Source organism: Gordonia sp. N1V, from assembly GCF_029269935.1.
In the GTDB taxonomy this organism is placed as follows: Bacteria; Actinomycetota; Actinomycetes; order Mycobacteriales; family Mycobacteriaceae; genus Gordonia; species Gordonia polyisoprenivorans.
This window is the reverse complement of the sequence record NZ_JARJDD010000004.1, coordinates 1-14,507: the sequence shown is the minus strand read 5'-3', so window position 1 is coordinate 14,507 and position 14,507 is coordinate 1. Positions and strand designations below refer to the sequence as shown.

Here is a 14,507-nt window from a genome sequence, read left to right as displayed (position 1 = left end):
CCAAGCCGGCTCCGTCATGCGTCACGGAACCGAAATGGTCGGTAACGATCGGATAACGCCGCGGGTTTGGCGTCGAGTGGCGCCGGCAGTGGTCAGCCAGCGGTGGTCAATATCCGCTCGAGCGCATCGGTGCCGGGTTGTAGAGCCCCGACCTCCGGGCGGTACCGAGATCGAGCCGTGCCGGTGGTGCCGGATCGATTTCGGTGAATCGTTGCAGGCCACCCCAGTCGCGCGCCCAGTTGTTGCGCAGATACGTCGGCAACAGGGTGGGGGTGAGCATGGCCTCGGTGATGCCGAGTGGTCCACCTGCCGTACCGGCCATCCACGTCTGGCTGTTCTTGCGGGTTGCGTCGGCGTCGGGCATGATCCGCCACCGGGGTACCTGCAGCACACCGTTTTTCACGGCCATCGGCTGCTGGCAGGGGAACACCATGCCGGGCAGCCAGTCGATGAACACCGGATCGGTGCGTCCGACGACGTCGTCGAGGGTGGCCATGGTGGTGATCCGCGGCGGGGTGAGTGCCACCCATTCGGCGGGCGCACCGGCGGTGTCGCGGACCTCGATGCGCACGACATCGGCTCGTGCCGGCGAATTCGCCAGGGGGAAGCGTAGATTGCGCCAGGTCGGCGCCTCGCCGATATCGAGTGGCGTCATCGTGCCCAGTGGGATCACACGTCCGTCGGCACCGAGCCGGCCGAACCGGGCGATCACCTGCTGGCCGGGATGGACGACGCCGACCCCGTCGGTGGCCTGCACCGATCCGGCGACCGCGATCGTCAACAACGGTGCCGCATCCGAGGGCGCCGGCATCGAATACCAGGATGTGGTCAGGCTTGCGGTCCCCGTCGGCGATCCGTAGGTGCCCAGAACCGGGGTCTGTGACGGGGTCAATCCGAAGGGCAACTGCACCGTCGACCCGTTGATACCTCGTGCGCCCTGTCCGCCTGCGGTGCCGCCCTGTGCGGAGTCGTCCGACGACGAGGACTCGTTGGCGCCGGCCCCCGATTGCGCACTGTTGGTCGCCGACGACGCGCTGTCGTCCTCGGTGGTGTCGACACTGAGCTGGTTCGGAATACCGTTGGGGGAGAATCCATTCGGTGGCACACCGGTCGGGGTACCGGCAAGCGCGGCGGAGGTGTCGGGCGCCGGACGGCCGTCGACGGCAACCGGGCGCAGCAGACCGGTGTTCGGGTTCGCCTCCACGAGCACGTCGTCGGCCAGACCGCACGAGTTGCCGGTGAGCGCGCGCACGTTGGAGTTCAGCCAGGAGAACGAATCGCGCTGCGCGTAGGCGCCCTTGGCGAAGGTGGCGACGGTGAACACGATGACGAAACACGAGATGACCGGTAGCGGTGAGAATTTCAGCCGCGAGTACCAGTGGTCGGAGTGGCCGGTGCGGGTCGGCTCGTCGACGTAGTCGTCACGGAAGTGGAACCACAGCCCGACCGCCGCGGTGATCACCGCGAGGACCAGGAACACCCAGCCGAACTGCACACCACCCAGCGACGGCGGCCGATCCCACCACGGGACACCGTAACTACCGACGAACCACCACCCGTTGGTGCCGGTGAAAGAAATGCCGGTCACCGCGAGAAGCGCTGCGGCGAAGAAGGTTCGGTTGCGGCGCGACCGCAGGATGGCCGGCGCCATCATGGCCCCGGCCGCGGCGGCCAGACCACCGGCGATGCCGGCGTACACACCGAAGTGGTGGGTCCACTTGGTGGGTGTGAACGAGATGAAGAACATGGTGCCCAGGGTTACGGCGATCAGCCGCCAGATCGGTGCGCGGGCAACGCCGTTCGGATGAACACGGCGCAACAGCCGCAGTAGCACGACCACCAGGCACAGGATCATCACCAGAATTCCGAAGCGCCGGGTCAACGTACCGTCGGCGGTGGGCAGGATCAGGTAGTAATACCGAACCGGCTCCTCCCACCACTCCAGGGTCGGGCCGACGTCGGTCGCGACCTGATTGCCGACGAGCAGCGGCATCAGCGGTTGCGCGGCGAAGATCTCGAACAGCACCGCGGTGCCCGCGGCGAGGATCGGCGCCAGCATCGGCACCAGACCGTCACGGCGACGTCGGGTCACCACGGCCTTCACCATCGGCCGGACGCCGGCGAGCAGGGCGGCCACCGCCATCAGACCACCTGGCGCGAGTGCCAGGGTGAACGCCGCGGTGATCACCGCGACCGCGTACGGCAGCAACCGGCGAGTGGCGATCGCACGCTCGACGCAGCACCACGTCAGCAACGCGCCCACCGCCTCGCCGGGTTCGGGACGCAGACCGTTGTTGTACGGCAACCAGATCGCGAGGTAGACGAAGGCCGCCGACCACACCGCAGGGGTGCTGTGACGCACCGCGCGCCCCAACCGCGGAATCACCTCACGCGAGATCAACCACCAACCGAGCAGGCCGAGAGCGAACGCGGGCAGCCGCATCCACGGCGCGGCGAGACTGACGTGGGTCATCGCGGCGATGACCTGGAAGTGCCAGCCGAACGGGTCCTGCGGTACCCCGAAATACCGGAAGTAGTTGTCGGCGTACCCGGCGGCGCCGGTGATCCGGCCGACGGTGAAGTTGTAGCCGTCGTCGGAGGTGTTGGCGCCGGCGATCCACCAGAACGCCAGGATCACGAACACCACGACGTCGGGCGGGCGAATCGTCCACCACCCCGACGGCAGGAAACGCTTGTGCCCCCGACCGTCCCGATGGTCGAGAACGCCCAGCAACACCAACGACGCGATCGTCATCGCGATCCCCGCGACGATGGCGATGATCTTGAGCGTGGTCGGGGAGTTCACGTACCGGGTGTCGATGGTGGCGTGCAGGCGTAGACCCTCGCGGGACGCTGTCGCGGGGAGATCGGTGTAGACGCCGACGATCTGCGGGCGCATCTGCTGATCGGGTACCGAGAAGGTGTGCTGGCCGTCGCCAGGCAAGGTGGGCGCCGACGACGCCGACCCGGGACCGTCGGCGAAGCGCGCCGAGACACCGGTGCCGTCGGCATGGAAGAGGATGCGACAGTTCGGATTCGACTGTGCGGCCGCACGTGGGGTGCTCAGCAGTACTACGTCGCGGTCGGTGACCACCAGCGAATCGGATGTTGCCCGAATGAACAGCGCTCGCGCCGACGCCTGCTGCCCGCCCTCGGGCAGCGTCGAGAGCAACACCCCGCCCGACGTCGGCAACTCGGCGGCCGGCGAGCACGGCACCGCGACGTCCATGTCGATCGGGACGAACGCCACCAGCGGCGCGGCGACGTTGCCGACTGCCGACCCCTGCGGCCAATTCAGTTCGGCTGTGGACTGATTCACCGGCAACAGTGGGGTGAGGAGCGCGAGCAGAAAACCCAGGAGGCCGGTGACCGCGGCGGCGATCCGCACGCCGCGACCACCGGGTATCCGAGTACCACGGGTCCGAATACCCGGTGTCCCTTCGGCGACATCGGTCTGCCGACCCTCACTGGTCATCCGACGACTCCACCCTGATCGATCCCGTTCGAGCCCAGCCCCACCGCGTGCTCGTGCCGACGGTCAGCGCGGCGACGGGCGCTCCGGCGGCCAGCGGCGTGAGTTTCTCCAGTGCTCCCCAGCCCTGGTACCAGTCGCCGGACAGATACGTCGGCACCGTCTGCGCCGACGTCGTACTCTCCGAAATCGCCAGGAGGCCACCGTCATCGCCGTCTTCCCAGGTCTTCGACTGCGAGTTGGCGGTCACAAAGTCGGGTTGGATGCGCCATCGGGGCACCTGCGCGACCCCGTGGGTGACCTGCAACGGCTGCTGGCACGGGAAGTGCGCGGCCACACTGAAGTCGATCAGCGTCGGCGCATCGGAACCGACAACCTGTTGCAGCGTTGCCAGTTTCGGCGCCCGCGGTGGGGTGATCACCAAGAACTGATCCTCCCCGAGATTGTCGTCGAGCAACGACAGCCGCATCACCGTGGCCGCCGGCGGTGCCGCCGCCATCGGCACCCGGAGATTGCGCCACGGCCGATTCGCGATCACCGGCCCGGGATCGATCGGTAACACGTCGGGACCGACCTGCTCGAAGGAGCCGTCCGGTCCCGGCCTGCCGAACTGCACCACCACCTGCCGACCGAAGATGTATACCCCGAACATGTCGATGCTCGCCACAGATCCCGAGGCCGAGAACACCAGCAGCGGAGTCGAATTGCGCGCCGGCAGGTCGTACCAGTCGGTGGTCAGCCGGGCCTCGCCGTTGTAGCCGTAGCTGCCGAGCACCGGCGTCGTCGCGGGATCGAGGCCGTACGGGAGCGCCGCGGTGGAGCCATTGACGGTCCGCGGTCCGCGCCCGCCGGTGGTCCCCGCGCCGAGCCCGCCGGTGATGGCGAACGGCTGGGAAAAGGGTGCGGCCACATTCATCTGACCGGGACGAGCACTACCGGGCTTGGGCGTGAGATCGTCGGGAACACCGTCGGGGGAGAAGCCGACCGACGTCGCACCGGATCGCGTGCCCGACAACGCCGCCGACGCCGTCTCACCGCCCGCCGGGCGCAACATGTTCGCGTTGGGGTCCGACTCAACCAGAACCTGGTCGGCCATGCCACAACTGTTGCCGCGCACCGTGTTCAGATTCTCGCCGAACACCGTGAACGCCGGATACCGGACCGCCACCGCCTTGGCGAACACCAGCACCTCGGAGATCACCATCAACGCCGCGATGATCGCGATCGGCGACGACGCGACAATCAGGCGCCGGCGGTCGGCGCGGCTGTGCCCGTCGCCGTGCGCGAGTCCGCGATTGGCGACGTAATCCAGGCGCAGGTGTTGCCACACCGCAAGTGCCGCGGCAACAACCGCGAGTACCAGGAAGATCGTCGACACCCCGATACCGGCCACCACCGGCGCCCGATCGAACCACGAGATGCCGTACTCGTAGGCATAGGGCCAGGCGTTCTTGCCGGCCATCGCCGCAGCGAGCGCGAAGAACAATCCGGAGACGAACACCGTCAGGTTGCGCGTGGAGCGCGCCGCAGACTGGGCCACCGCCACCGTCGCGGTGGCGGCCAGCGCCGCACCGAGACCGGCGAAGATCCCGAACTGGATAGTCCACTTGGTCGGGGTGAACGCCAGCAACAGCAAGCTCACCCCGACGGCCCCGATCAGCCGCCACGCGGGACCCGGCGCCACCCCACTGATCCGGCTGCGCCGCAACATGACCGCCACTGTCACGATCAATGCCGCCAGCAACAACAGCACCGGCACTCGCCGCGTAAGGGCGCCGTCCTTGGTGTTCACCGTCAAGAAGTAGTAGCGCAGATACTCCTGATTCCAGTCGATCACCGGCCCGGTCACGTACCGGACCTTGATCGCCTCGATCACCGTCGCCACTGTCTGATCACGAAAGACGACGACGAGCACCAGCACCCCGGCCGCGACGATCGGCGCGACCAACGGCGCCAGCCCCTCCGCGCGCCGCCGGACCAGCAGGATGTGCAGCAGCGGCCGTGCCGCGACGATCAGGATGGCCACCCCGATGAGACCCTGCGGGGCCAGCGCGAGGGTGAACCCGGCGGCGACCGCGGCGAGGGCGGCCGGGAGCAGAGCCCTTGTGGCGATGGCCTTCTCGGCGGCCCACCAGGTCAGCAATGATCCCAGGACGATCATCGACTCGCTGCGCAGCCCACTGCAGAACGGAAGCCAGAACGCTGCGAACACCAACGCCGCCGACCACATCGCCCACCGCGAACGGCTCACGGCGCCACCGAGTCGCGGCAACAACGCCCGACTCAGGACGAACCAACTCGCCAATCCCGCAACGAGTTGTGGCACCAACATCCACAACAGTGCAGGCGAGAGCGCCGACCAGTGCCCCAGGAAGGCGTAGTACCAGTCGAACGGCGCCTCCGGAATCCCGTAGAAGCGGTAGTAATCCGAGAGGTAACCGAACGAACCCGCGGTGCGCCCCATGTTCAGGATGTAACCGTCGTCGGGTGTCCCCGCACCCACCAACGTCCACACGCCCAACACCGCGGTCACCACGAGATCGGTCGGCGATGGGCGCAGCCGCCGCGCCCATCGGGGGCGCGCACCGACCCGTCGTCGATACCCGCCGAGTCGGTCCAGCCAGAACAACGCCCCGAGTGACACCAGAACGCAGAGCACCGCGAGGATCATCACGAGCAGTTTCAGCGTCGACGGCGTGCTCTCGTACCGATTGTCGATCTGCACGTGCGCCCGCATCCCCGACCCGGCGGCCCGCACCTGCGCGGTGGACAGATCGGTGAACATCCCGTCGATCTGCGGCCGAGCGTCGGCGCCGAGATCGCCGGCCGCGTTGCCGACACGTGCGCCGCCCGGCCCGGCGAACTCCGCTTCCGTCGCGCGCGCCGAGGAGAACACATGAAGCCGCGCACACGCGGCGAGCTCGGCGCGCGGGATCGAGGCGGCCGCGACGTTGCGGAACGTCACCGACACCGCATCCCGGCTCGCCGTCACATACAGGGCCTTGGCCTTCGAGTCGGGAGCGGCCGTCGGCATCGTCGCGAGCACCACGCCGCCGGCGGCGGGCAGGCCGCGCAGCACAGCGCAGTCGATCGTGACGTCGAGGGACTCGGCCGTCTGCGCGATCAGCGGCGCCGTCACCGACGGCGTCGTCGCCTGCGCGCCCACCAGGCGCTGCGGCCAATCGAAGGACGCCTGCGTCACGCTCACCGGCAACAGCGGGGTGATCACACACAGCACCGCGCCCACGACACCCGCGATGACGGCGATCAACGTGATCGGTGCAGAACGGACCGTGGGCGACCCCGTCGGCCGACACTGATCAAGCGCGGGAGACGACGCGGTCACGGGCACGATCCCACATGCTATGTGACCCGCTCGAGAGACGGGGTTCCGTCACCGCGCCGCCCCACTTCACCGATGAGTGCCGATCACCCAGGAGGGGCTCGCCGGGTTGCCCCATGCTCCTACATAGAGCGGCCGGTCGTACCTTGCGGCAACTCCGGTCTGGAACTCGATGGACTGGCCGACGGTACGGCCGCTCGACGAGCTGTGACCGAACCCGGGGGTGACCGCATCCACAGCGCCGCCCACATGTGCGTTGTGCACGGCGGCAGCCTCGCCCGGGGTCAGGGTGACCATTGCGCCGTTCCCGTATGGAGCGACGGTGAATGCGGAGGCGGCCGGCGCTGCCAGACCCGCCCCGAGTGCACCGAGAAACAACGCCGAGCACGTGATGATGATCCTGCGACCGATGAGAGTCATGGCCGAACCCTTCTCGTGAGAGTGGTCGACGACGCGGTCCGTCGCCGACGCCGGTCGATACCGGCGCCTCAGCCAAACCGATCAGTGGAATGCAGTCAAGCGGATTCTGTATTGACAATAGGGAAGTTCCAGGCAGCTGACGGATACGCGTTTTCCGGACCGGAATATTCCGTGGCCTGGGCGAGGATGCCTCGAGACCCATCCCGTACCGCGACACCGACTACTGAGACGGCTCTCAGTAAGCGTCCACTACTGTGTCGGTCTGAGATGACTGAGCCCGCGACGCCGACGTCCACCACGCCCGATCGGCGTGGCGATCGACGCACCCTGCACATCGGTGGGATCAAGGTCCCGTCGAATCCACGCACCTGGTCGATCGTGGCCGTGGTGGCCGGACTGATCGCCGTCGTCGCCGCGGTCCTGACGCCGTTCCTGCCGGTCACCGCCCACACCGCGACCATCACGTGGCCGCAGCCGCAGTCACTGTCGGTGACCGCCCCGCTGGTCGCACAAACGCCGTCGAACCTCGATGTGACCGTCGACTGCCGGGTGCTCGCCGATGCCGTCGGGAAGACGGGGACCGGATCAACGGTCGTCGTGTCGACGATGCCGCGCAGTGCGCAGAAGGCCACCGATTCCGGCCTGTTCATCACCGCCGGCTCCGGCGGTGTGACGGCCGCGGTGCGCAACTCCCAGCTGGCGAGCGCCACGCCCGAACAACTCGCCACCTGCCAACGCCTGCACGTGTGGGTCTCGCGGACCGACACCGCCGGGATCACCCACGCACGCTTCGTCGGAGTGCCGGGACCCGCAGCGCAGGGCACCGCCGAAGCCGCCGACCAGCCCCAGGTCGCGGGACTGTTCACCGACCTGGACTCGACGTCGGGAATGGCCGCCCGCATCGCCGTCGACAACCGCTTCGATACCACCCCGTCGGCGATCAAGCTGACCGTGATGATCCTCGGTGTGCTCGCCGCACTGGTCGCAGCCGTAGCCGTCGCGGCCCTCGACATCCTCGGCGGCTATCACCGGCGCATCGGCCTGCCCGACGTCCGCCGACTGCTGATGCCGCGCGCCGTCGACCTCGCGGTCACCGCGGTGTTGGTAGTGTGGCACTTCCTGGGGGCAGGCAGCCCCGACGACGGCTACATCCTGGAGATGGGCCGCAACAGCGTCGACGCCGGATACCTCGCCGACTACTACCGCTTCTACGGCATCCCCGAGGCGCCGTTCGACTGGTACTACTCGTTCCTCGCGCACTGGTCGCAGATCTCGACGGCGGGCATCTGGATGCGCCTGCCCGCGCTCGTCGCCGGGCTGCTCGGCTGGTTCATCCTGAGCCGGGTGTTGCTGCCGCGACTCGGTGGCGCGGTGCGCCGCTCACAGTGGGCGATGTTCACCGCCGCAGCGGTGTTCGTCGCGTTCTGGATGCCACTCGACAGCGGCCTGCGCTCCGAACCGATCATCGTGCTCGGCTCGCTGCTGACCTGGTGGGGTGTGGAGCAGGCGATCGCCACCCGCCGGATGTTGCCGGCTCTCGGCGCCACACTGGCCGCCGGGATGACCCTCGCGGCCGCACCGCAGGGACTCATCGCGGTCGCGATCCTGGTGGCCGGGTCGCGGCCGATGCTGCGCAACGTGCGCCGTCGCGCCGCTGAACACGGTCTGCTCGCGACGCTCGCCCCGGTCGCGGCGATGGCCGGGGTGGTCGTCATCATCGTTTTCCGCGACCAGACGCTGGCTGCCGTCGCCGAGGCGGTTCGGGTGCGCTACACCGTCGGTCCGGTGCTGTCGTGGTATCAGGAATTCCTGCGCTACTACTACCTGACGCTCAGCAGCCAGGACGGCACCCTCGTGCGCCGCGTTCCGGTTGTGCTGCTGCTCGCCGCGGTCTTTGTCACCATCGCTGTCATGTTGCGCCGCAAGCATGTTCGTGGCGTCGACCCGGCGCCGGTGTGGCGTCTGATCGGCACCTTCGGGCTGTCGATGCTGCTGCTGTCGTTCACCCCCACCAAATGGACGATGCAATTCGGTGTGTATGCAGGCGTCGCGGCCGCACTGGCCGCCGTCGCCGCGGTGGCCGTGGCCGAATCGGCACGCCGCTCGCCCCGCAACCTCTGCGTGTACATCGCAGGCCTGCTGTTCGCCTGCGCGGTGGCCGCCGCCGGCCAGAACGCCTGGGGCTGGGCCTACGACTTCGGTATCTCGTGGTTCGACAAAGCCCCGGTGCTGGAAGGTCAACAACTCTCGAGCATCTTCCTTGCGCTCACGGTGCTCGCGCTCGCCGCCGCGGTCTGGTTCCATCTGCGCATCGACGTCGACGCCGAACACGGTCGGATGCGGGAGAACTCGCGCACCCCGGGGTGGGTGAAGATCGCGATCGCCTCCTCGCCGATGGTGATCATCGCGACGCTGGTGGTGCTCATCGAGTTGCTGCTGTTCGCCAAGGCCGCTGTCGCCCGGTCGGATTCGTACACCACCGCCAGCGCCAACCTGCGCGCGCTCACCGGCAATCCGTGCGGGATGGCCGATCAGGTCCTCGTCGAACCCGACCCGAACACCGGTGCGCTGCGACCGATCGGGACCGCAGACATCTCCCGGGCACTCGCCGGGAAGTCCGAGGGCTTCGACCCCAACGGCGTCGCCGGGGATCTCACGCCCGACTCGACGACGGTGAGCGCGGGCACCATCAACACCGGCGCCGACCCCTCCCGGCCGTTCGTGGTCACCGGTGCGCAACCGGGCACCACCGGTGGGGTCGGGCCCAAGGGCGTCAACGGCTCCACCGCGGCACTGCCGTTCGGGCTCGATCCGGCCCACACCCCGGTCATGGGCAGCTACGGCCACGACAACGGCACCGCCACCCTCACCTCGATGCCGTACGCGCTGCCGGCGCGCACCTCCTCGCCGCTGATCGTCATCACCGCGGCCGGGCCGGTGTTCTCCGTCGATCAGGACGGGGTGGTCACCCCCGGCCGCTCGTTGACCGTCGAGTTCGGAACCTCCAGCGCCTCCGGTGATTTCCGGCAGATCGGGCCGTCGGTCGTGCCCCTCGATCCCGGACCGGACCGTCCCAACCGCCCGTGGCGCAACCTGCGGATCCCGATGTCGTCGGTGCCCGCGGGCGCCACGGCGATGCGGATCGTGGCCGTCGACGACAATCTCGCCAACGACCAGTGGCTGGCGTTCACCCCGCCGCGCGCGCCGCGGCTGGAAACGCTGCAGAATCTCGTCGGTTCCACCGCGCCGGTGTTGCTGGATCTGTCGGTCGGCAGCCAGTTCCCGTGCCAGCACCCGATCACCGTGACCAATGGGATCAGCCAGGTCCCGCAGTGGCGGATCACCCCCGATCGCACCACGACGTTCTCCAAATCCAAGTCGTGGCAGTCGGCGACCTCCGGTGGCGGCATCCTCACCACCGCCGACGCGTTGACCTCGGCGAGCACGATGGCGACGTATCTGCAGGGTGACTGGTATCGGGATTGGGGTGCGCTGCAACAACTGACACCGTTGGTGCCCGATGCGCGACCGGCCACGGTGCGCACGGGAGACACGACGGAATGGGGTTGGAGCAGGAGCGGAGCGATCAGGGTGGTGAGTGAGAATGACTGAGACCACCACGACACCCGCGCCCGCCGAGCCCACCGGCCGTAGCCGCCGAATCCGCATCGCACGGATCGTCGCGGTCGTCGCCGGCCTGATCGGCATCGTGCTGGCGCTCGCGATGGCGGTGCTGCCGGTCACCTACACCAAGGTGCAGATCAAGTGGCCCCAGCCGACCTCGCAGAATGCGTCCGGTGTCGAGAACATCTTGGCGCCCAACGTCTCCTACACGCCGACCAACCTCGACCTGAGCGTTCCGTGTCGGCTCGCCGCCGATCTGCCGGCCCGGGGCGGAGTGCTCGTCAGCACCGTTCCGGAGAACGGGGCCGAAGCGGGCAAGGTGGGGCTGTTCGTCCGCGCGACCACCGACCGGTTGCTGGTCGCCCAACGAAATGCCGTTCTGCTCAATGTCCCCCGGGCGCAGGCGCAGAGCACTCCGGACTGCACGATCGTCATCCACGCCGACACCTCCGGCATCCGCGGTGAGATCCAGGGCTTCTCGGCCGCCGACGGCGCACCGACCTCGTTCCGCCTCGACGATCCCAACGCACGCCCACAGATCATCGGTGTCTACACCGATCTGCCTTCCACCGTCGACACCACGGGACTGTCGTACTCCTCGACCGTCGACACCCGCTTCGTGTCGAGCCCCACGACACTGAAACTCGCTGCGGCGCTGGTCGGCATCATCATGACCATCGCCTCGATGATCGCGCTGGCGGTCCTCGACACCCAGGACGGACGCAGACGCCGCCGCCTGCTCCCGGGGCGCATGAAGCGGCCCCGGGGGGACGACGAGGACGAGGACGCCCCCGCGCTGCCGCCCGGTCGTAAGCCGTGGTGGCACGTCAGCGTCCTGGATACGCTGATCGTCGCCGTGCTGATCGTCTGGCTGTTCGTCGGCGGCAACACCGCCGACGACGGATACCAGGTGACCGTCGGCCGGATCGCGCCCGGCGCAGGCTATCTCGACAACTACTACCGGTATTTCGGTGTGCCGCAGGACCCGTTCGGGTGGCACTACCAGTATCTCGCGCTGTGGATGCAGGTCAGCACCGCCACCCCGTGGCTTCGGCTGCTGCCGTTGATCTTCGGCGTCCTGTGCTGGTTCATGCTCTCGCGCGGGGCGTTCGGCCGGATCGGCAGCGCGGTCCGCAATTCGCGTGCGGCCCGCTGGGCGGGTGCCTTCGCCTTCCTCGCGGTGTGGCTGGCATTCAACAACGGTCTCCGTGTGGAACCGTTCCTGGCCGTCGGCATCCTCGCCACATGGTTGCTGGTGGAGCGTTCCGTGGCGACCGGCCGCCTCTTCCCGCTGACCCTGGCGATCGTCGTCGCGGCCTTCACGCTGACCGTCCACCCGGCCGGTGCCATCGCGGCGGTTGCCCTGATCGCGGCGCTGCGACCGATTTTCGTGCGCTTGCGTTCACGGATTCGGCGCGACGGCTGGTTCCCGACGCTGACCCCGATCCTTGCCTCGGGGCTGCTGGTGCTCTACGAGATCTTCGCCGACCAGCCCCTCGCGTCCATTCTCGAGGGCGTCAAGGTGCAGGGCATCGTCGGACCCACCAACAAGTGGTGGACCGAGGCCATGCGGTACTACATCCTGCAGAACCCCACCACCGACGGCTCGATTGCCCGCCGGGTCGGGATCTTCATGACGCTCTTCGCGGTCATCCTGATCGTGCTGGTGCTGTTGAGTAGGCGCCGAGTGCCCGGCATCGCCACCGCGCCGCTCTGGCGGATCGTCGCGATCCTCGCCGGAGCCGTTGGGGTGCTGGCCTTCTCGCCGACCAAGGCCACCCATCAGTACGGCGCGTTCGCCACGTTGACCGGTGTGCTCGTCGCCGCGGCGACAGCGTTCATCTCTCCGCAGGTGATCCGCCGACGATGCAATCGGACCTTCATCGCCGCGGCGGCCACCTACGTACTCGCCGTCGTCTTCACCGGCCGCAACCAATGGTGGTACGTAGGCAGTTACGGCATCCCGTGGGGCGACGACACCCCGAATGTGGCCGGAATCAAGCTCTACCAACCGATTCTGCTGATCGCCGTCATCATCACGCTGGTCGGTGCCTGGCAGTATTTCCGCGACGACCGCCGCGCCCAACTGGGTGAGCCGATCGTCGAGCCGACCTCCGGGGTCCGCGGATTCCTCGGCCGGATGCCCACCTACTCGCTGGCGATCGTGCTCGCGATCGTGCTCGTGTTCAACATGATCTCCTTCGCCAAAGCGATTCAGACCCAACGCAGTTCGTGGTCGTGGGCGAGTTCCAACGTCAATGCCCTGCGTGGCAATCCGTGTGCGTTGGCCGATGCGATCCTCGTCGAAGCCGACCCCAACAAGGGCCTGCTCTCCCCGGCACGAGTTGCCGGACAAGAGAACTCGTCGCCAGGTGCGGCGCTGGCAGGCAAGGGCATGGTCGGATTCACCCCCAACGGGGTGGCGACGGATCTGCAGACCACCTACGACGACGACAACGACGCTGACTCCGACCAGCAGGACCCCACCCAGACCGACCCCAGCGCGGCCACCGACACCGGCGAGAACTCCACCGGCACAGCCGATACCGCAGGTGGCACCACCTCGACGAAGGGTGTCAACGGTTCGTCGGTGAAGCTGCCCTTCGGTCTCGACCCGGGCAAGGTGCCGGTGCTCGGCAGTTACGGTGCTCCGGGCAGCCGTGCCTCGTTGACCTCCGAGTGGTATCAGCTGCCCAAGCGCAGCCCCGATGCGCCGTTGGTGACGATGTCGGTGGCGGGCACCGTCGGCTACGTCGACGACCTCGCTGTCACCCATCCGGGACCGGAGCTGCGGCTCGAGTTCGGTCGTGTCGAGCCCGACGGCTCGGTGACCACGGTTGCCTCGCAGGTGCCGCTGGGGATCGCCACCGACCCCGCATGGCGCAACATGCGGTTCCCGCTCGAAAAGGCGCCGCCACGGGCGAGTGTCGTCCGCGTCGTCGCGGCCTACACGTCCTCGGATCCCTCGGGCTGGCTCGCGGTGACCCCGCCGCGGGTGACCTCGATGGTGACACTGAACGACCTTGTCGGCAGCAAGGACCCGACGCTACTCGACTGGGAGGTCGCCCTGGCGTTCCCGTGCCAGCGGCCGGCCGAGGTGCACAACGGCATCTGGGAGATCCCGAAGTGGCGGATCACCCCCGACGCCGACGGTGAACGGGTCAACTCGCGCAACTGGATGGCAGGCAACTACGGCGGTCCGCTCGGCATGGTCGACAACGACCTGTCGGCGACGGTGCTGCCGTCCTACCTGCGCAACTCGTGGGCCAAGGATTGGGGCAGCCTGCAGCGGCTTACCCCACTGGTCGACCAGACGCCTGCCGATCTCGTCGTCACCCAGGACACCCACACCGGTCTGTGGACCCCGGGGCCGATGCGCGCGATCATGAACTGACGCCGATGGCGCCCACCAGCGCGCCGACAGCGCTCACTTAGATCGATGGTCGAGGTGCCGAGGAGCGATAGCGACGAGCCTCGAGACCCCCTGTGCCGAACAGCTACCGGGCCACAGTGGTCCGAATCCAGCACCGGTGCAAGCGGTCTCGAGGCTCGCCGCACGCGGCTCGCACCTCGACCAGCGATTGATGAATCGGGCCCTTCCCATCCGATGGTCGAGGTGCCGAGGAGCGCCAGCGACGAGCCTCGAGA

At 68.2% G+C, this 14,507-nt stretch carries 5 protein-coding genes; 2 read left to right on the top strand and 3 right to left on the bottom strand.

The window, feature by feature from the left end:
- Positions 1–106: 106 nt before the first annotated feature.
- The 3 genes from P3L18_RS06770 to P3L18_RS06760 form a co-directional block, all read right to left on the bottom strand.
- Entirely contained in the window at positions 107–3,388 is a 3,282-nt protein-coding gene (locus P3L18_RS06770) for an arabinosyltransferase domain-containing protein (RefSeq protein ID WP_276113841.1), read from the bottom strand.
- A 76-nt stretch (positions 3,389–3,464) separates the two neighbouring features.
- On the bottom strand, positions 3,465–6,749 hold the full coding sequence (locus P3L18_RS06765; RefSeq protein WP_276113840.1) for an arabinosyltransferase domain-containing protein: 3,285 nt from the start codon (positions 6,747–6,749) through the stop codon (positions 3,465–3,467).
- Positions 6,750–6,884: 135 nt separating this feature from the next.
- Complete coding sequence (locus P3L18_RS06760) at positions 6,885–7,235, bottom strand: hypothetical protein (RefSeq protein ID WP_276113683.1); 351 nt, start codon at positions 7,233–7,235, stop codon at positions 6,885–6,887.
- A 267-nt stretch (positions 7,236–7,502) separates the two neighbouring features.
- Here P3L18_RS06760 and P3L18_RS06755 point away from each other — a divergent pair, with 267 nt between their 5' ends.
- Together P3L18_RS06755 and P3L18_RS06750 are read left to right on the top strand one after the other, a co-directional pair.
- Positions 7,503–10,847 carry an arabinosyltransferase domain-containing protein gene (locus P3L18_RS06755; RefSeq protein ID WP_276113681.1) on the top strand — a complete coding sequence of 1,115 codons (3,345 nt, stop codon included), beginning with the start codon at positions 7,503–7,505 and terminating at the stop codon, positions 10,845–10,847.
- Positions 10,840–14,253, top strand: coding sequence for an arabinosyltransferase domain-containing protein (locus tag P3L18_RS06750; RefSeq protein ID WP_276113680.1), 3,414 nt, complete (start codon positions 10,840–10,842; stop codon positions 14,251–14,253). Before P3L18_RS06755 ends, P3L18_RS06750 begins: the two co-directional genes overlap by 8 nt.
- Positions 14,254–14,507: the final 254 nt, after the last annotated feature.